Annotated in this window: 17 protein-coding genes, 2 tRNA genes and 2 pseudogenes; 12 read left to right on the top strand and 9 right to left on the bottom strand. The window is 35.8% G+C overall.

Going from position 1 to position 16,420, the window contains the following annotated elements; all coding sequences use genetic code 11:
• The first annotated feature begins 7 nt into the window (after positions 1 to 7).
• Positions 8 to 1,306, top strand: coding sequence for an FAD-dependent oxidoreductase (locus AC4CVF_RS17720; RefSeq protein ID WP_419819745.1), 1,299 nt, complete (start codon positions 8 to 10; stop codon positions 1,304 to 1,306).
• 60 nt (positions 1,307 to 1,366) lie between these two features.
• Positions 1,367 to 2,185 (top strand): SAM-dependent methyltransferase, encoded by an 819-nt coding sequence (locus AC4CVF_RS17715; RefSeq protein ID WP_419819744.1) that lies wholly within the window; start codon positions 1,367 to 1,369, stop codon positions 2,183 to 2,185.
• Positions 2,186 to 2,286: 101 nt separating this feature from the next.
• Here the strand turns inward: AC4CVF_RS17715 and AC4CVF_RS17710 are convergent.
• Positions 2,287 to 2,362, bottom strand: a tRNA-Thr gene (locus tag AC4CVF_RS17710).
• A gap of 345 nt (positions 2,363 to 2,707) precedes the next feature.
• Positions 2,708 to 2,935, bottom strand: coding sequence for a hypothetical protein (locus tag AC4CVF_RS17705; RefSeq protein ID WP_004718547.1), 228 nt, complete (start codon positions 2,933 to 2,935; stop codon positions 2,708 to 2,710).
• 282 nt (positions 2,936 to 3,217) lie between these two features.
• On the opposite strand from AC4CVF_RS17705, the gene AC4CVF_RS17700 reads away from it, so the two are divergent.
• The 3 genes and pseudogenes from AC4CVF_RS17700 to AC4CVF_RS17690 all read left to right on the top strand — a co-directional run.
• Positions 3,218 to 3,538 carry a hypothetical protein gene (locus AC4CVF_RS17700; RefSeq protein WP_490789785.1) on the top strand — a complete coding sequence of 107 codons (321 nt, stop codon included), beginning with the start codon at positions 3,218 to 3,220 and terminating at the stop codon, positions 3,536 to 3,538.
• A gap of 541 nt (positions 3,539 to 4,079) precedes the next feature.
• Complete coding sequence (locus tag AC4CVF_RS17695; protein WP_419326963.1) at positions 4,080 to 4,529, top strand: DUF4265 domain-containing protein; 450 nt, start codon at positions 4,080 to 4,082, stop codon at positions 4,527 to 4,529.
• 122 nt (positions 4,530 to 4,651) lie between these two features.
• Positions 4,652 to 4,845 (top strand): annotated as a pseudogene (locus AC4CVF_RS17690) (IS5/IS1182 family transposase); the annotation flags it as partial.
• Positions 4,846 to 5,169: 324 nt separating this feature from the next.
• Here AC4CVF_RS17690 and AC4CVF_RS17685 read toward each other — a convergent pair.
• From AC4CVF_RS17685 to AC4CVF_RS17675, 3 genes are all read right to left on the bottom strand, one after another.
• The gene (locus tag AC4CVF_RS17685) at positions 5,170 to 5,616 is read right to left on the bottom strand and encodes a YfjT/YkfB family phage-associated protein (protein WP_419326964.1); all 447 of its coding nucleotides are present in this window, start codon (positions 5,614 to 5,616) and stop codon (positions 5,170 to 5,172) included.
• 33 nt (positions 5,617 to 5,649) lie between these two features.
• Complete coding sequence (locus AC4CVF_RS17680; RefSeq protein WP_419326965.1) at positions 5,650 to 5,874, bottom strand: hypothetical protein; 225 nt, start codon at positions 5,872 to 5,874, stop codon at positions 5,650 to 5,652.
• Positions 5,875 to 6,006: 132 nt separating this feature from the next.
• Positions 6,007 to 6,261 carry a hypothetical protein gene (locus AC4CVF_RS17675; protein WP_419326966.1) on the bottom strand — a complete coding sequence of 85 codons (255 nt, stop codon included), beginning with the start codon at positions 6,259 to 6,261 and terminating at the stop codon, positions 6,007 to 6,009.
• 614 nt (positions 6,262 to 6,875) lie between these two features.
• Between AC4CVF_RS17675 and AC4CVF_RS17670 the strand changes: the two genes are divergently transcribed.
• The 4 genes from AC4CVF_RS17670 to AC4CVF_RS17655 all read left to right on the top strand — a co-directional run bounded on the left by AC4CVF_RS17670 (position 6,876) and on the right by AC4CVF_RS17655 (position 11,525).
• Positions 6,876 to 7,313, top strand: a complete 438-nt coding sequence (locus tag AC4CVF_RS17670; protein ID WP_490789784.1) for an HTH domain-containing protein — start codon at positions 6,876 to 6,878, stop codon at positions 7,311 to 7,313.
• Positions 7,314 to 7,340: 27 nt separating this feature from the next.
• The gene (locus AC4CVF_RS17665) at positions 7,341 to 7,778 is read left to right on the top strand and encodes a WYL domain-containing protein (RefSeq protein ID WP_490789783.1); all 438 of its coding nucleotides are present in this window, start codon (positions 7,341 to 7,343) and stop codon (positions 7,776 to 7,778) included.
• Between the two features lie 115 nt (positions 7,779 to 7,893).
• Positions 7,894 to 10,185, top strand: coding sequence for an McrB family protein (locus AC4CVF_RS17660; RefSeq protein ID WP_419326968.1), 2,292 nt, complete (start codon positions 7,894 to 7,896; stop codon positions 10,183 to 10,185).
• A gap of 5 nt (positions 10,186 to 10,190) precedes the next feature.
• Entirely contained in the window at positions 10,191 to 11,525 is a 1,335-nt protein-coding gene (locus AC4CVF_RS17655) for an McrC family protein (RefSeq protein ID WP_490789782.1), read from the top strand.
• An 81-nt stretch (positions 11,526 to 11,606) separates the two neighbouring features.
• On the opposite strand, the gene AC4CVF_RS17650 is transcribed toward AC4CVF_RS17655, so the two are convergent.
• From AC4CVF_RS17650 to AC4CVF_RS17640, 3 genes are all read right to left on the bottom strand, one after another.
• Positions 11,607 to 12,074: a hypothetical protein gene (locus AC4CVF_RS17650; protein ID WP_419326970.1), complete on the bottom strand. Its 468-nt coding sequence runs from the start codon at positions 12,072 to 12,074 to the stop codon at positions 11,607 to 11,609.
• A gap of 12 nt (positions 12,075 to 12,086) precedes the next feature.
• Entirely contained in the window at positions 12,087 to 12,485 is a 399-nt protein-coding gene (locus AC4CVF_RS17645) for a lysozyme inhibitor LprI family protein (RefSeq protein WP_419326971.1), read from the bottom strand.
• Between the two features lie 452 nt (positions 12,486 to 12,937).
• On the bottom strand, positions 12,938 to 13,240 hold the full coding sequence (locus tag AC4CVF_RS17640; protein WP_490789781.1) for a hypothetical protein: 303 nt from the start codon (positions 13,238 to 13,240) through the stop codon (positions 12,938 to 12,940).
• Positions 13,241 to 13,455: 215 nt separating this feature from the next.
• On the opposite strand from AC4CVF_RS17640, the gene AC4CVF_RS17635 reads away from it, so the two are divergent.
• Entirely contained in the window at positions 13,456 to 13,755 is a 300-nt protein-coding gene (locus AC4CVF_RS17635; protein ID WP_490789780.1) for a hypothetical protein, read from the top strand.
• A gap of 59 nt (positions 13,756 to 13,814) precedes the next feature.
• A pseudogene (locus AC4CVF_RS17630) lies at positions 13,815 to 14,033 on the top strand (DUF932 domain-containing protein); the annotation flags it as partial.
• Between the two features lie 216 nt (positions 14,034 to 14,249).
• Here the strand turns inward: AC4CVF_RS17630 and AC4CVF_RS17625 are convergent.
• Positions 14,250 to 14,340: transfer RNA gene (locus tag AC4CVF_RS17625), tRNA-Ser, on the bottom strand.
• 121 nt (positions 14,341 to 14,461) lie between these two features.
• Here AC4CVF_RS17625 and AC4CVF_RS17620 point away from each other — a divergent pair.
• Positions 14,462 to 16,342, top strand: coding sequence for a potassium transporter Kup (locus AC4CVF_RS17620; RefSeq protein WP_004718533.1), 1,881 nt, complete (start codon positions 14,462 to 14,464; stop codon positions 16,340 to 16,342).
• Positions 16,343 to 16,420: the final 78 nt, after the last annotated feature.

Here is a 16,420-nt window from a genome sequence, read left to right as displayed (position 1 = left end):
AATAACTTTGGATATTGCAGTGATTGGTAGTGGTATGGCTGGCCTGGCCACCGCAAGAATTCTTAAAGATGCAGGTCATAACATTACCATCTTCGAAGCATTACCTGGTCGTGGTATGGATAGTCATAGCATTGAGTTTGAAGGTGGTTTAATTGATGCACCTTTGCGCGTGATGAATCAGCATTTATGGAAAAACACCCTGAGCCTTGCAACACACCTCGGCATAAAAACCTTTCCAGTGCGTACCTTTATGGCGTGTAGCTGGTTATTTGAAGATAAAACTGAAACTTGGTTAACCACATCACGTACCCGTATTGGTAATTTTCCCATTATCAATAACCGTAAAGGGCTTAAACAGTATGGTTGGCGTTTAGTGAAAGGGATGTTGCAGCTTAAAACAGCAATCTCTCAGTTTTTTAAATCTAAAAACCAAGACATTACCCTTGCTGATTTTATCAATCACCATGACATTGAAGAAGTATTTTGGCATGGTGCGGTGATGCCTGTGCTTTATACCATTTGTACTTGTGATCCTAAAACCATTGGTGAATGGCCTGCAAAACCGCTCTTAATCTTTTTAAAGCAATTAACCGATGGTGATGCTTTATTGCGTTTACATGGTGGAACGCCTGCTTTTGTCGATAAATTGATTGAAGGTATTGATATTCATAGCGGTTCTGAAATCACCAAAGTTGAGGAACAGGGTAATGCTGTTCTGGTTGAAAATGCACAAGGTGAGCAATTTCAATTTGACCGTGTAGTGGTTGCAACACCGACCAATAAATTAGAAAACTTTTTAAATAAACAACAATTTGCTGACGATATCGCTTTATTGCAAAAATTTAAGTTTGAGCAAGGCGAGTTGGTCATGCATACCGATGCATCCGTGATGCCGCCAAATCGTAAAGATTGGGCTGTATTGAGCTATATGATGGATCGTAAATTTACCAAACAACAATTCACAGTTTGGCTGAACTCGATTGAACCAAGTTTGGTGGGTAAATCTCCAGTGTTCCAAACCTGGCGTCCTGTGACCAGCATCGATCCGAAGAAAGTTATTTCTACAGTGACTTTAACCCGTGCTGTGGTGGATTCTGAAACAGTGGCTTTAAACATCGAGTTGCAAGCGCGTCATAAAGTCGCCAACCGCAAAGTATTCTATTGTGGTTCATGGTCATGTGATGGTTTGCCAATTCTTGAATCTGCGGTAACTTCTGCAATGCATATCGCAGAAATTTTTGGTGCACCATTGCCATTTGTAGGATTAAAACCTAAAGTTGAGGTGGCTCCCCAACTTGGCTATTAAAGCCCAGTGAATTCATATAAAGTTTAATGAATTCATAACTGAATAAGTGAATGATTTAAAATGAAATGGCTTCAAGCGATTCAGCAAAAACTTCCACAACATAAATATGCAATCGATGCAAAAATGCTAGGAGATGACGCTGAATGTGCTTGGACCAACTTAGGGTATTGGGATGAGGCTACATCCTCTTACCCTCAAGCCTGTCAGCAACTTGCTGAACGTCTTGCACAAGCGGTACAGCTTAAACAACATGATCGGGTACTAGACCTAGGTTGTGGTCAAGGTGCCAGTTTAAAATACTGGTTAGAACACTACCAAATTCAAGATTTAGAAGCGGTTGAGTTACAACAACAGTGTGTCGATAAAATTCAAAAACAACTCCCGCAGATTAGGGCGATTCACTGCCAATCTTTTTTAAATTTAAATGCGCTTTTATTGACGCCACCTTTTGATGTGGTGTTGTGTATTGATGCGGCTTACCACAGCGATTTAAACTTATTTTTAAATTCAGTTGTTCCAATTTTAAATTCAAAAGGTCGTTTGGGTTTTCATACGTTGATGCTTTCAGACACAGTTTTAAATTCAAAACAAAAAATGAAATATAAATGGCTACTTAAAGCCGCTGATGTCGATTTAAAATCACTGATGACCGCGACTCAAATCAATCATGCCCTGCAACAGCATGGTCTTGAGCAAATCGCGCTAGAAGATCTCTCTACAGCAGTATTGGCTGGCTTTAGTCAATATATTGCGACAAGAGCGAAAACAGAGCGTGGAGGGTTAGATCAAATCAAAATTCAAATGACCGCAAAACTTTGTCAAAGGTTATTTGAAGAGGGAATCGTTCGATATATACAGCTCAGCGCGGTCAAAACATAATTTTTATTATTTGTGATGAGATCAAGCAGATCAAAAATTATAAGAAAATGCCTAAGCCAAAAACAACAAAGCCTCACTAAAAAAGCGAGGCTAAGTAAAAATGGTGCCGGCACACGGATTCGAACTGTGGACCTACTGATTACAAGTCAGTTGCTCTACCAACTGAGCTATGCCGGCAACGTGGCGAGAATTCTACAGAATATTTATAAGATTGCAAGCCAAAAAATAAACAATTGAATAATCTTTAATATTTATAGTCTTAGCGATCGGGTATTGGTTTGAAGTTGATAATGTCGTGTGCTATGAATGCTTAGATTTTTAGAGAGCAAAGGATTTTATCGCTTTTAACTTGCAGGCAGACAAAATAGCAAAGATAGCCAGAGTAACGGCGATTAGAGTAATGTCAATTAGAGCAACGATTAGTAATCGCTTTAAGCTTCCGATTAAAAAGGCTTACGGAGGGGTAAGCCTTGAGTATTTGGGGTTAAATCAATAAATCTTTATCAGTTTTGAAATATAGACTTATTTTCTCCTTAAAATATGATCCAGATCTTGTGCGCATTCTTCTAGGGTGATTGCCATATCTATTTGCATTTGGGGTTTCAATTCGTTTGCGAGTTTTCTCCATTGCTCAATCAATTGGATAGCTTTCTGAATTTTATGCTTATTTACATCTTTGGCAATAGTTGGGGTGTATCCACCACGTTTAGCATTTTTGACTTGTCTTACATAATTGGCGCTGTTATTCATTGTCACTCCCGAATAGCAGTTTTATGCTTTTAACTTGTTTGAATCGCTAATAAGTACCGCATCATGATTATCTTAAGAGAACGTTACATCTATATGATTTTTATTTTGTATTTCACCTCCTTTGAATCGTGCTAGAAGTTCTTTTCACTTGATACTAATTCAAGAAAGTTGGAATTGAAATAGTCAATTGTCTTTTTAGTTGAGTGGATATGTATCTATTTGCTTCAAAAAATAGCTCAAATATCGTATAACTAAGTTAAGTAAAAACTAGAACAATTGAGAATGAAACGATTCAGTATTTTATTATTATTTTTTTCTGTCGCACATGCTGAAGCTCCTAAAGAATGTCAGTTACTTGAACAGACCTCCGAAATGTTAATGCAGTTACGTCAAAACGGTTTATCGCTGGATGATGTTGATTTTAATCCTGAAGCATTGTCTGCAAAAGAACAGATATTGTTAAAAGGTATGATTGACGATGCAAAGGGTGTACCGATTTATCAGATACCTTTAACCCGACAAAAAGCGATTAATGATTTTAAAATTAAGTGGCAAGAGGTGTGTCAGTCTGCGGATGTTGTGATGCCAACCGAGACGAGATAAAGGATTGTTTTTTATTTCGCCGATAGTGTTAGGGTTAAATAGCGGGTTTGGTTGTGCTATGGACATATGACTCGATGCAATTCTAAGCGATCAAGTTACCGCTCAAGCTAGCGTACAAGTAAGCGATCAAGTTTAGATAAGCTGAAAAGCATTAAACAATGTTATAGGTTGAAACAAAGAGTTTTTATATAGATCTATTATTAGTTTTACTGTGCTGAGGTTTAGTGAAGTGTTTTTATCAAAAGCTGTTTGCGATGAGTAGTTGGGCGCTATACAAATAGAAACCGACCAGCATATCCGTAGCGCCAATCGGTATGACAAGTTCTATGTTTTCAACATAGTACTGTTCAAAACTTATAGTTGAGGTGTTAGATAAATAGAAACCGATTTGTATAATTTACAAGTCGGTTCCTGAATGAAGTTGCTGATAATTATTATTTGAAATGGTGTTCAATTTTAATAGAATAAATATTCTAGAATAAAATGTTTATTTTATCGGTTTTATTTTTAATGGATTTTTAAATTAATTGAGTCTGATTAGATGGATGTAGAAAAAATTATAGTTCCTTATTATAATGTGGATAATATTTTATCTAAAGAGATTGTATTTGGTCGTAAGATTGGTTTGGATAAATATGTTATTGAAAATATTCCTTTGTATGCACCTAATTTGGCTTTAGGTGATATTCTTTTAGTAGAAAAGTTAGATGATGAACAACTATATTTTGAGGATTTATTAGAGACATCAGAGAACTCTACTATAAGAATCGTCTTCTTTAATTATGATCCTATAATTGTGCAGAAAATTTTAAAAGAAATCGAGGGGTACAGTATAAACTGGGTTGGGTTTGTTGGTGGTAGTTATTATTCATTAAACATTAATAAGAATTTAGATTATAAAATAATAAAATTTTTTTTAGAAGGAAATTCTAAAATAATGGATTATCAAGAGAGTTGTTTGTCAGAAAAACATAGGAGTGAATTGTTGTAGGTTTAAATTAGAAATTAATTGGATATTAGATTTTTAAATTATTGAAATTCTTAGGTAGATTTTATTATTTATTCCTATTTTAGATTGATTTTGAAATACATTATATTGCTGTTAATATTGTTTCGATTATTCCACAAAGGAAGAATGGAAAATCATGGAAAGATACTGAAATAAGTTCGATGAAACGTAATGTGCTACTCGATAAAGTAAAGCATTTAGGCCGGATGATATAGAAAAATGATCAGGCTACTACTTAGGAAGTTTAGTGGGAACTAAGATGCACTGCGTTAAATTACTAGGCGACAAACTGAGGGCAATAATAATGATCACATTGAAGATAAGTTGCAGATGATTTTTCATGTAATTATTCTTTTGATATTCTATAAAGTTAGATCACGTTGAAACTCATTTAGAACGAACAAAATGTTTCACACATCATGAAGAAAATAAGCAACCCATTCATATACAGAAATAAATAAGCAGTTGTAATGACTCATAATGTTGAGGTTTTTGCCATGGATGACTCAGTATCGTTCTAAGGTGGAGCTACCTAGGTTTTTAAGCCTAGGTATGCCTATTTCTTTTTTGATCATGGATATAAGCAATAATAGAATGAGCGCAACGATTAAAAATTTGAGAATTATAGCGAAGCACAAGTCTCAACTAGTTCTTTAGCAAAAGCTTTATTGGCTTTTGTAGATATGAACGAAGCCATTTTTTTATTGTTAATAAAAACATCAATTTTTTTGGCTTTTCCTAGATGAGCGATAAGTTTATCCCAATCATTTCCATTCAGTCTGGATCGTGTTTCATTGGGTACTTCAAGTGCTTTTCCATCAATGATAAAGCTGAAAGATGATTGCTTGTTAAAGCTTGCATACGCTTTACTTCCAGTTGAGAGTTCCACTGAGTGATCAACGTTTAAAACACCGCCACTGTTGCATGAAATGGTCAATTTTTGATTTTGACTATTTTGGAGGGAATACAAACTAAAGCCTTGTGCAAAATTATCTTGCCAGATATTGGGCGCCGCTTGAGATGTGGAATACATGCATAGTATGAATGCCATTAATGTGAATTTTTTCATGAGAAAATCCTATAAATATTTTTAGATTGGAATTTATTTAGACCGAAGGACTAAGCCACCGATGATTAAAAGAATAAGTACTCCACCAATGAATTTACCCACGGATGGGAACATGACCGCTGGCCAAATAACACCTTGCCCTAAGTGATAGGCAAATGATTTATAGCTTTGTTGGCCCCAAAAGTTTTGATAGATGGCAAACAGCAACCCGATAATAAAGTAAGCTCTGATTAGCCAAGACTTAATTGATGTATTCATTTATTTTCCCCCAAGCGCAAATTTAAGAAGTAGGTAGAACAGTCCAAAAAAGATCATCAAGCCAATAAACGGTAGGCCGAGAAAACAGATGATCACAATCACACAAATTATTCCTGCAATAGCTCTCATGGCTTACTCCCTCATGCATTGCAGGCCACTTTGCATCAAGTCGTATTGAAATGATTCAGTCTGGCTTAGTGTGTATAGGTTGTTCTTTAAACCTTCTTCTCCATATTTGCTTTCGAGTTTTTTGTAGGCACATTTGCATGCACTACGTTCCATACCTGTGGATTGGCAACCGCTGATAAATTCTCGCTCTGACTTGCTGGCGCAACTCAGTGTCAGTAGTGAGCAACTGATGATTAAAATTGAAGTTAGAGTTTTCATGATTCTCTCCCATTTATTGTTTTGATTATTTTGAAATAGCTGAATTCAGCAAAGTGATCAAATTAAAGACACGTGTAGGCAGTCCAAAGTACCTATAAGTCTTTAGATCAATTTAAGCTGAAATGAAATCTATGATTTTTGCCAAAAACAGGGAGGTTCCCAATATGGCTTTAGAGAAAAGAATAAAAGTAAAAAATGCTTAGTCATGGCTGACTCCTTGGAATTATAAGAAGTTCTACCAAATTACTGCTAAATAATGGAGGCAGAACGAAAGGGGGTTAGCAGACCGGGATCCAAGGAACCAGCACGCACAAGGCGTCCCCCTCCCGTTCTACCGCAAAGGGGGAACACGAGGGTTCACGACATACAAGAATCATTCCATATATCGTGCTGGATCTACGGTCTGCTAAAACCGACTGGCAATGTAGGCCAGCAGTTGAATGATAAGTTTTAGGGTGGGTTTAGTCAATCAAGCTGTAGTGAATATTCCATAATCGAAATTAGAAACTAAATTCAAAAAAGATATAAATAATAATTTGTTATATTTATCATGTATTCCAAATGTTGAATGATTCAAGATAAAATTACAGTATGAACTTCTGAAACAAATTATTATGTCTGAAAAGCAAAAAAATCATGTTCGGTTAGCTGACCGTTTAGCGAGTATTCTAACTAAGTTAAATCAAGGGCAGTATCTGGACTATAAAATGCTGAAAGATGAGTTTGATGTTGATGAGCGTACGATTCGACGTGACATAGATCGTTTATCAGCAGCAAATTTACCTATCTTAAAAGATGAAAAAACACATAAGTTTTTTTTGCAGACCCACTATGTTGGAAAAATAACGCCAAATGATGTTAAAAATTTTGCACAACTTTCAGGGATCGCAAGTTTATATCCAAACTTGGATATTTCATTTATTCGGGAATTGTTGGATAAGCATGCATCAGAAGTCTATACCGCAAAGGGGTACTCTTTTGAAGAAGCCTCTCAATATGAAGATTTATTTAAGATAATCAGCGACGCAATCAAAAAAAGGCGCATATTTTAGTTTATCTATAACGATAAACAACGACGAGTGGCGCCCTATAAATTGGTACATCATCATGGAAGTTGGTATTTGGCCGCAGTGCAGGAATATCAATTACGTGCATTTAAACTGAGTCGAATTAATGACTACAAGAAAGTCTTAGACTTGGATGAATTTATTCTTGATCCGATCATTATAAAACAGCTTGAAAATGAAGAGAGTATTTGGTTTGGAAATGATAAAAATCAGATATTACTCAAAGTAAATGCTGAAATTGCAGAGCATTTTAATCAAAGGCAAATATTTCCTGAACAGAAAATTGAGCAAATATTTGAAAATGGCGACTTACTAGTCTCAAGTATAATAGCACACAATGATCAAATTAAATCTTCAATTCGTTTTTGGCTACCACATGTAAAGGTACAAGATCCGATTGAGTTACAACATGAGATTGAGCAAGACTTAAAACGATATTTGAAACTGTAGAGATGACACATTTTTATTGAAAATATATGTTTTAAAGGTAATTTTGACAAAACCTGTCTGCTGAGTTTTTTATAATTTTGTCAGTAATGAAATAATAGTGATAGTGAATTGAAATATGGCTTTCAACGATGTACAAAACTTGTGGGATGAATTTTTAGTAAATTGGCCTCTTGAAAAAGTTCGCTCAATGACATTAGAAGAATACTCAAAGTCTGGTGATCAGAACAATTTTACATATTGGATTGAGAGAAAAACTAAACCAATTGCGAATATTCTTGGTGGTTCGGCATTTAAATTTGGTATTTATCATAGGAGTGCAACGGACGATATTGAAAATAATAAAGGTAAAATTTATCAAGATGATTATGCATGGTTAGAAAAATATGGTGATAGTAAAGAAAGTGTTTTTAATGAAGTTAAAAAGCGAATTATTCAGACAATTGAGTATGTTCAGTCTGGGAATTTAACAGCGATAGATGAGATTGATTTTTCTCCTGTTGTAAAATGGAAAATTGCATTTTTATATCAAAACCAAGAACAACCAAACATAATTTCAATTTTTTCTAGAGCTATGCTCGATTTTCTGACAGGAAATTATAAGCTTAGATATTCTGAAATATATAATCAGCTAATTCAACAAATAGGAACCCAATCACTATTAGAATATAGCTTTGATTTGGTAGAGAAATATGTAGAGGCCCATCCCAAACAAAGCCATCTCACACCAAGTGAAGTTGATGGAATTCTGAGTGTAAAATATCCTGACAAATATAAGAGTCGCCAAAAAATGACTCTGGTGACAAATGATAATGATCGAGAAATTGGATTGGTACTTGATGGAAAAAAAGCAAGTTTTTTTATCCAAGTCGATCCTGAAAATAATGGTGTATTTCAATTTGAGTTTTCTAGAAAACAGGATGGTTCAGTTGCTAAATATAGCGAAAATGATTCAAGACATTCCAGTTTAAACTCGTTGAGTGAATATTTGAAAGTTGGTTTTAAAACTTATCATATTCAGATAGATACACTTGAAGAATTTGAAAAGTTTTGTGACTGGTATGAGTCTGAAAATATATCAACTCATTCAAATTTAGCTAAAAATGAAGAAAAACATATGCAACATAGTCAAAATAATCGCCCTTTAAACCAAATTTTATTTGGCCCTGCTGGTACAGGTAAAACGTATCATACTGTTAATCACGCATTACAGATCATTGATCCTAATTTTTATGAAACGCACAAAGCACCAGAGCAACGAGACATTCTGAAACAAGAATTCCAAAAATATGTAGATAATGGTCAAATCCAATTTGTGACTTTTCATCAAAGTTTCAGTTATGAAGATTTTGTTGAAGGTATTCGTGCTGAAACAGTAGATGGAAGCTTAACTTATAAAATCCAATCTGGTGTTTTTAAAGCATTAGCCAAATCCGCAAATATTGTCGGAGCTGAGTTTAAGAAAGATCATTATATATTGTGCGCAAATGGAAGTTGCATTGATGTAAAAAAACCAAATGGAAACATCGTGACATTATCAGCTAAATTAGTTGAATTTTTACTCAGTAATGTTAAAGATCAAAAAATTACAATTGAAGATATAAGCTCTAAAAATGTCATAAATATTTTGGGCGAACATGCAATTTTAGAACCATTTATTGTTAATGGGTATAATAGCTTATTAGCATCATTAGTCGATTTTTTGATTCAACTACCAAGTCAAAATTCTGAACCAGTTGTGCTTATTATCGACGAAATTAACCGCGGTAATATCTCACGTATTTTTGGTGAGCTTATCACTCTTATTGAGGACTCTAAGCGTCAAGGGAATACTGAGGAGCTGAGTACAATTTTACCGTATTCAAAAGAACAGTTTAGCGTACCAAATAATCTTTATATTATTGGAACAATGAATAGTTCAGACCGATCATTAACAAGTTTAGATCTTGCTTTACGTCGTCGTTTTACTTTTATTGAAATGTCACCTAATCCTTCACTGTTATCAGGTGTCGAAGTACAGATTGATACTGAAGAAAAAGGTATTCAAATTGGTCACCTACTAGATATCTTAAATCGGCGTATAGAAATTTTACTTGATCGCGACCACTGTATAGGTCATGCCTATTTCATGCCATTGAAAGATAAGCCAGAATTAAGTGTTTTAAGAGAAATATTCTTACAGAAAATTATTCCATTACTGCAAGAGTATTTCTTTGATGACTGGGAGCACATTCATGCGGTTTTAAATGAAAATGGAATGCTTAAGAAAAAATACGATGCTTCAAAAGTGAGTAAGTTATTTAAAAATCAGAAATCAAATCGTGATATTTGGGAAGTGAATACTCAAGCATTCGATAATCTGAATGCGTATAAAGCGATTTATGCAGGTATTGATCTAGAAGTAGAGTAAATACAATGTATAACATCACTGTACGTGAATATGCTCGGCTCAAAAAAACAGATCAACCAGAACAGCAAAATCTGTCAATGGATTTTGCTGAAATTATACCAAGCGCATTTGAATATTTATATGAATTGAATCAAGAGCTCGCAGAACAAGGTCAGCAATTTTTAAGTTTGGGTAAAAATACATCTGAGCTTAAAATCCAAAATTTTGTTGGAGTGATTGAAACACCCTGCGGGACAGAAATTGAAATACTGCCTAAAAATGATAGCGTTTTAACCAATAGAGCACAGTCGCGTCGTCTTTTGATTAAAATGTTGAGCCAAGTCCTAAACCTACCTCAAAAAGATTCTGGTTTGGCTTCTATTGACCAATTTAAAGTTCCAGTTACAGAATGGTTTTATTTACAGTTTTTACAGGCATTGCAAAAACTGTATCAAATTGGTATTCGATTTGATTATCAAAAAACTGAGGAAGAGACTTTGTTTCTGAGAGGGCAGTTAGATACGGTCAGGCAAATACAAAAGCCAGTTACGAAACAGAACGAATTTAGTATTCGGCATGATATTTTTACGGCAAATCGAGCTGAAAATAGACTAATTCGTTCTTGTATTGATTGTATTTGTAAGCGAACTCAAAATTCAGACATTTGGCGTAAAGCACATAAATTCCATTTGTTATTTGCCGAAGTTTCGCCTGCTCAGGATGTACGGCAAGATTTTAAGCAATGGAAAAATGATCGCTTAATGTCGCACTATACTGAAATTAAGTATTGGTGTGAGATTATCTTAGGTCAACAAATACCTTTTTCTGTGAAAGGAAACAAACGTGGTAAAAGTATTTTGTTTCCGATGGAAAAGTTATTTGAAAAATATGTGGAATTCCGCTTACTCAATCAGCTTGAAAAAGGTGCAAAATTGGAATCACAAAAGTCAAGTCATTATTTAGCGAAATACGACGTTGGACAAACGACGAAGAAAATATTTAATCTGAAACCTGACTTAATGATTGAATATCTTTGCCAGCAGGAAAGTCGAAAAAAGTACCTCATCTTAGATACGAAATGGAAGTTAATTAATACCGTTGCCGATGAAAACTTTGGGTTAAAACAAAGTGAATTATATCAAATGTTTGCTTATAACCATATGTATCAAGGGCATCAGTCAGATATCGTTTTAATTTATCCTAAACATGCTCATTTTGATCAGGCACTGCAACCATTTTTATTTAATATTCATACCTCTTTAGGGGATGAGCTACAGCCTAAAATTTGGATTGTCCCTTTTGATTTGCTGTCGGACAAATTAGAAATTGGTGACTTAAATATCTCTGGACTCGTCGCTTGAGTTTTTTAGTATTTATTTGATTTTATGATAGGACAGTAAAGGTGTTAAACATCGCTTTTACTGTCTTATTACTTTATTTGCCTAATAACACTTATTTTTTGTTACGACAGAGATGAGTTCTTTTTTATAGCTATATGGATCATAAATATCCTCGATTTTACAAGCTTGACCATGACATTGAACTTGGTAATCAATATGGAATTTTTCACCAAAATTAACGCCCTGAGCTCGGACTAACCCATTGTCTAATACTGTAAATTTCATTTTGTTTAACTTTACATCAGAGTCATTGCCAGGAATGAGTAGATTACGTACCCAATCACACATTTCCCCAGAATACTTCAGTTCCAAAGCATCTCTTCGTGAAATCAGTTGTTTTAGTTCATTTGCAGAATTTTGTTTAACAATATCAATGTTTAAATATTGTTCGCTAATTTTCATAGCATATATTTTTTTGATGAAATTGATTTTTGCTAGGTCTTGCGATGTTGATTCTGCAAATGTATTTGATGCAAACAATAATAATGTGATTGAAAGTATACGATTCATAACTTTGTCCGTTTAAACAGGTCGGTAATTTGCACAAAAACTAGAAGAGCTTTCTAAACCACAATCTTGCATGTATTTAAGCTCCATGATTCTGCGGTTATTTAAATTAATCATGCATTGCGAAGACAATTGACATGCAATTGTTCCACTGCTTGAAACTTCAAATTTACATTGTTTTGTTTTATAGCTAATCCAAGTACGTTGAAGATCAAGCAATTGTTTTTGCTCATTTACGTTTAACGTATTTTTATAACTGCTATAAACTTGCATGATTTTTGGGTCAGACTTTTTAACTTCTTTGTCATAGCAATTATTGATTGAAATGGTATTGCCATGATTTCTTTCATTTTCACATAAAGCATGTGTCGCAAAAGAAACCATGAGTAATGGTAAAATAAGAAATTGTTTCATATCGGTTCCTTACAAAAATAAAATTACTTTCCACATTGAGAGCAATGCCAATTGTTGAATAAAGCTGTAGTTGGTTTGGAGAATAAATGCCAAATAAAGAGTAAAAGCCAAACCCAAAACCAAAATGTTAAAGTGATACAAAACAAAAATATATGCATCACCCAGCTCATTTGTTTAGTGTTTTTCTGGTGTAATGTACTGTGACCACAGTTCTTGCACCTTTTCAATTTTTGAGAAATTACTCGTGCCATAATGTGTATGAAATAGTGGGATTGGTTGTATTTAAATAAATTTGTCTGACAAGTCGTGTCAATTTTGAAATTATTATTTTTACAAACGATGTTGATACAACACTCCTTGATCTCTATCAGCTTTAAATACAATGCGTACGTACAATATGTATGAGGAGGAGAAAATCCCAACTCCTTCTCATTCAATCAATTTTTGTAAGATTACTCATCAGGAGGGTAAACTTTTCCACTGTTACTCGCAGGTGCAACCATAGATTTCACCCATGCCTGAGATAAAAATTCTGGCTTATCTTGAATTTGAGTTGATTGTGCAGTTGTTGGATTTTTCTGTTGCTTGAGAGTTTTTAAGGGCTTTGTGTAAGACAACATTATTTGAAGTGCAAGTTGTTCGTCCAAGATCCCCTTAGAAACTCTTTCTAATTTACCTGAGCGAGTTGCATGTCTGATTTGATGTTCGGTGAATCCATATTTTTCACGAAAGTCCTTGATTTGAATTTGAGCCATAATTTTAAAGTCACTGTTGTATTTTTTCTTATCGTACAAATTTCATTAAATGAATCAATAGAATAATGACACTCTACTTAATCCTATTCCAAATAATTTCAAATACATAACATCCTAATGAGAATCATGAAGCTCTTTTGAGATCACATGAAAAATATGACACAAGCCTGCCATCGTGCAGGCTTTTTTATGCCCCAAATTTAAGGAGTCGAGCCATGAGCTTAAGCTGTCCCTTTTGTCATTCAACGAATGTGATGTTGGTTGAAGTAAGTACGCAACAAACAAGTACAGCCCTATCCAATTTGGTCACACCGACCACATTAGCTGCATTAGGAACTACAGTCGCAAAGACATTCAATCTACCGCCGATTATTGGTGGAATCGCAGGAACGTTTTTGGGAGGTATGTTGGGCAGTGTGTTGAATTCATTTACTGAACAAAGCACATCACCACAACAAAATTTGTGCTTCTGCCACAACTGCTACCAGAAGTTTCCAAGTCATCTACTGCATTAAAGATTGATCGGTATCAATACAGATTCAAATTTCATTTTCAAATTAAAAGGAATAAAACCATGGCACATCAACTTGAACAAATGGCGTATGTCGGTGAAACCCCTTGGCATGGACTCGGCAATCAACTGACACAAAACCAACCGATTGACGTCTGGGCACAACAAGCAGGCATGGATTGGCGGATTGAATCCTCCGATGTCAGTTACATGGCACAGAATGAAAAAGGGCAAAGCATCATCATGCCTTTTTCATCAGCGTATTTGGTTTTCTTTTCTGAGGGCTTTATTTTTCTGACTTGAGCATCTGTAAGCATGGTAATGATTCCGCAGAATTGGGGGTATAATTTTAAGGGTGAAAGATTATACCCCCCAGTTATACCCCCAACTATATCAAGCTTTCAATAGATCAAGTAGATTGTATGAGATGTAAAAAAAGCCTGAATCCTTTAGATTTAAGCTTTTTTAGACCTTACGAGATTCCATAAGAATTGAATTTGGCGGTGAAAGAGGGATTCGAACCCTCGATACGCTATAAACGTATACACACTTTCCAGGCGTGCTCCTTAAGCCACTCGGACACTTCACCAAGGCGTGGGATAATAACCAAAAAAAAGATTTCTGCCAAGCAACAATTGATTTAGAGCAAAAAAAATTTCACAGTGATATGATTGCGCAAAAATAGTGTCTAAATTTTTGAAGACGAATCTATGCAAAGTACTGCAAAAAAAGCCGCGTTACCTGCGATCACACTCGCAGCATTAGGGGTGGTATTTGGAGACATCGGAACCAGTCCCTTGTACGCCCTACGCCAATGTTTTCTGACTGCACACATTGCCATCACCGAAGCGACCGTGCTTGGGATCTTGTCACTGATTTTCTGGTGCATGATGCTCACCATCAGCTTTAAATATGTCACCATTATCATGCGAGCAGATAACAATGGTGAAGGTGGTATCATGTCCTTGCTGGCGCTGAACTTACGATCTAATCGTATCGCAGATAATCGCAAAATCTACTTAATTGCCTTGGGATTTATTGGCGCATCGCTGTTTTTCGGTGATGGCATTATTACCCCGGCAATTTCAGTACTTTCAGCCATTGAAGGGCTGAGTATTGCAACACCTATGTTTAATAAATGGCTGATGCCTTTAGCAATCGGCATTCTTACCGCACTGTTTCTGGTGCAAAGACATGGTACGGGAACCATGGGTAAGTTTTTTGGTCCAATCACTCTAACTTGGTTTGCCTCTATCGGTCTAATCGGTATTCATAGTATTAGCCAAACTCCTTATGTTTTAAGCATGCTCAGTCCACATTGGGCACTGAACTTTATTTTTCACCAACCCTTTGTGGCTTTTTTAACCATGGGTGCGGTGATTTTGACGGTGACGGGTGGTGAAGCACTCTATGCAGATATGGGGCATTTTGGACGACTGCCGATTCGTTTAGGCTGGTTTATCATTGTGCTGCCTTGTCTGCTATTAAATTATGCAGGGCAAGGTGCGTTATTACTGCGTAATCCAAGTGCGATTGAAAACCCATTCTATTTGCTTGTACCTGAGTGGGGCTTATACCCCATGATTGCCTTAGCTACAGCGGCAGCGGTGATTGCCTCACAAGCGGTGATTACTGGTGTGTTTTCAATGGCAAACCAAGCCATTCAGCTACGCTATTTGCCAAGATTAACTGTGCATCACACTTCTGATGTGGAACAAGGTCAGATTTATTTGCCCTTTATCAACTGGATACTCTATGTCTCGATTCTTTTGTTGATTGTGATTTTCCAAAACAGTGCCAATCTTGCCAATGCTTATGGTGTAGCGGTTACCATGACCATGCTATGCGATACGATTTTGATTTCAATCTTGGCCTATGGTTTTTGGCGTTGGCCAAAGTGGAAAGTGGCATTATTCGCGATCCCATTTTTAGTGATTGATAGTATTTTTATTGGGTCAACTTCATTAAAAATCATTTCAGGTGGATGGGTTCCGATCCTGATCGGTGCAATCGTATTTACTATTCTGATGACGTGGAAAACAGGGCGAGAAATTGTCTTTAACCGTTTGGAAAAAGATGCCTTGCCGTTGGATCTCTTTATTAAAAGTGTCAGCTTGAGTGATGAAACTCAGTTTGTACCCGGTCAAGCGGTATTCTTAACTGGTAACCCAAATATTGTCCCACATGCGATGTTGCACAATATCAAGCACAATAAAGTCCTGCATGAACGCAATATCATGGTGACAGTGATTACCCGTGATGTTCCGTATGTGCCAGACCAAGAAAGAATCCGTGTTGAAGTCTTAGATAAGCGCTTCCAACGGGTTTTTGTTTACTATGGCTTTAAGGATCAACCTGATATTCCAAACGCGCTAGAGTTGGCTTATAAGCAGCTTGAAGTTGAATTTGACATGATGCATATCAGCTTCTTCATCTCACGTGATCGTTTGATTCATACCGTGGGTGATGGAATGGCGCCATGGCGTGAAAAACTGTTTATTTCAATGCAACGTAATACCAGTCCGGTGAGTGATTTCTATCAAATCCCGCCAAACCGTGTGGTGGAAATGGGCAGCCAGATCGAAATCTAAATTCATATCAATCAAAAGCCAGAAGTCATTCTGGCTTTTTTTTGCCCATGGGTTTTATGGGCTGATATTACACTGACA

The sequence above is a fragment of the Acinetobacter sp. LipI_19 genome, assembly GCF_058242925.1.
Note: the sequence above shows the minus strand (reverse complement) of the source record. Positions and strands in the feature narration are given on the sequence as shown.

Bases quoted from the DNA above. Each gene is read 5' to 3' on its own strand.
- AC4CVF_RS17640 (WP_490789781.1), bottom strand. From the start codon at position 13,240: ATGGCTCAAATTCAAATCAAGGACTTTCGTGAAAAATATGGATTCACC.
- AC4CVF_RS17680 (WP_419326965.1), bottom strand. From the start codon at position 5,874: ATGAATACATCAATTAAGTCTTGGCTAATCAGAGCTTACTTTATTATC.
- AC4CVF_RS17620 (WP_004718533.1), top strand. From the start codon at position 14,462: ATGCAAAGTACTGCAAAAAAAGCCGCGTTACCTGCGATCACACTCGCA.
- AC4CVF_RS17685 (WP_419326964.1), bottom strand. From the start codon at position 5,616: ATGAAAAAATTCACATTAATGGCATTCATACTATGCATGTATTCCACA.
- AC4CVF_RS17655 (WP_490789782.1), top strand. From the start codon at position 10,191: ATGTATAACATCACTGTACGTGAATATGCTCGGCTCAAAAAAACAGAT.
- AC4CVF_RS17650 (WP_419326970.1), bottom strand. From the start codon at position 12,074: ATGAATCGTATACTTTCAATCACATTATTATTGTTTGCATCAAATACA.
- AC4CVF_RS17715 (WP_419819744.1), top strand. From the start codon at position 1,367: ATGAAATGGCTTCAAGCGATTCAGCAAAAACTTCCACAACATAAATAT.
- AC4CVF_RS17695 (WP_419326963.1), top strand. From the start codon at position 4,080: ATGGATGTAGAAAAAATTATAGTTCCTTATTATAATGTGGATAATATT.
- AC4CVF_RS17635 (WP_490789780.1), top strand. From the start codon at position 13,456: ATGAGCTTAAGCTGTCCCTTTTGTCATTCAACGAATGTGATGTTGGTT.
- AC4CVF_RS17645 (WP_419326971.1), bottom strand. From the start codon at position 12,485: ATGAAACAATTTCTTATTTTACCATTACTCATGGTTTCTTTTGCGACA.
- AC4CVF_RS17705 (WP_004718547.1), bottom strand. From the start codon at position 2,935: ATGAATAACAGCGCCAATTATGTAAGACAAGTCAAAAATGCTAAACGT.
- AC4CVF_RS17670 (WP_490789784.1), top strand. From the start codon at position 6,876: ATGTCTGAAAAGCAAAAAAATCATGTTCGGTTAGCTGACCGTTTAGCG.
- AC4CVF_RS17675 (WP_419326966.1), bottom strand. From the start codon at position 6,261: ATGAAAACTCTAACTTCAATTTTAATCATCAGTTGCTCACTACTGACA.
- AC4CVF_RS17660 (WP_419326968.1), top strand. From the start codon at position 7,894: ATGGCTTTCAACGATGTACAAAACTTGTGGGATGAATTTTTAGTAAAT.
- AC4CVF_RS17700 (WP_490789785.1), top strand. From the start codon at position 3,218: ATGAAACGATTCAGTATTTTATTATTATTTTTTTCTGTCGCACATGCT.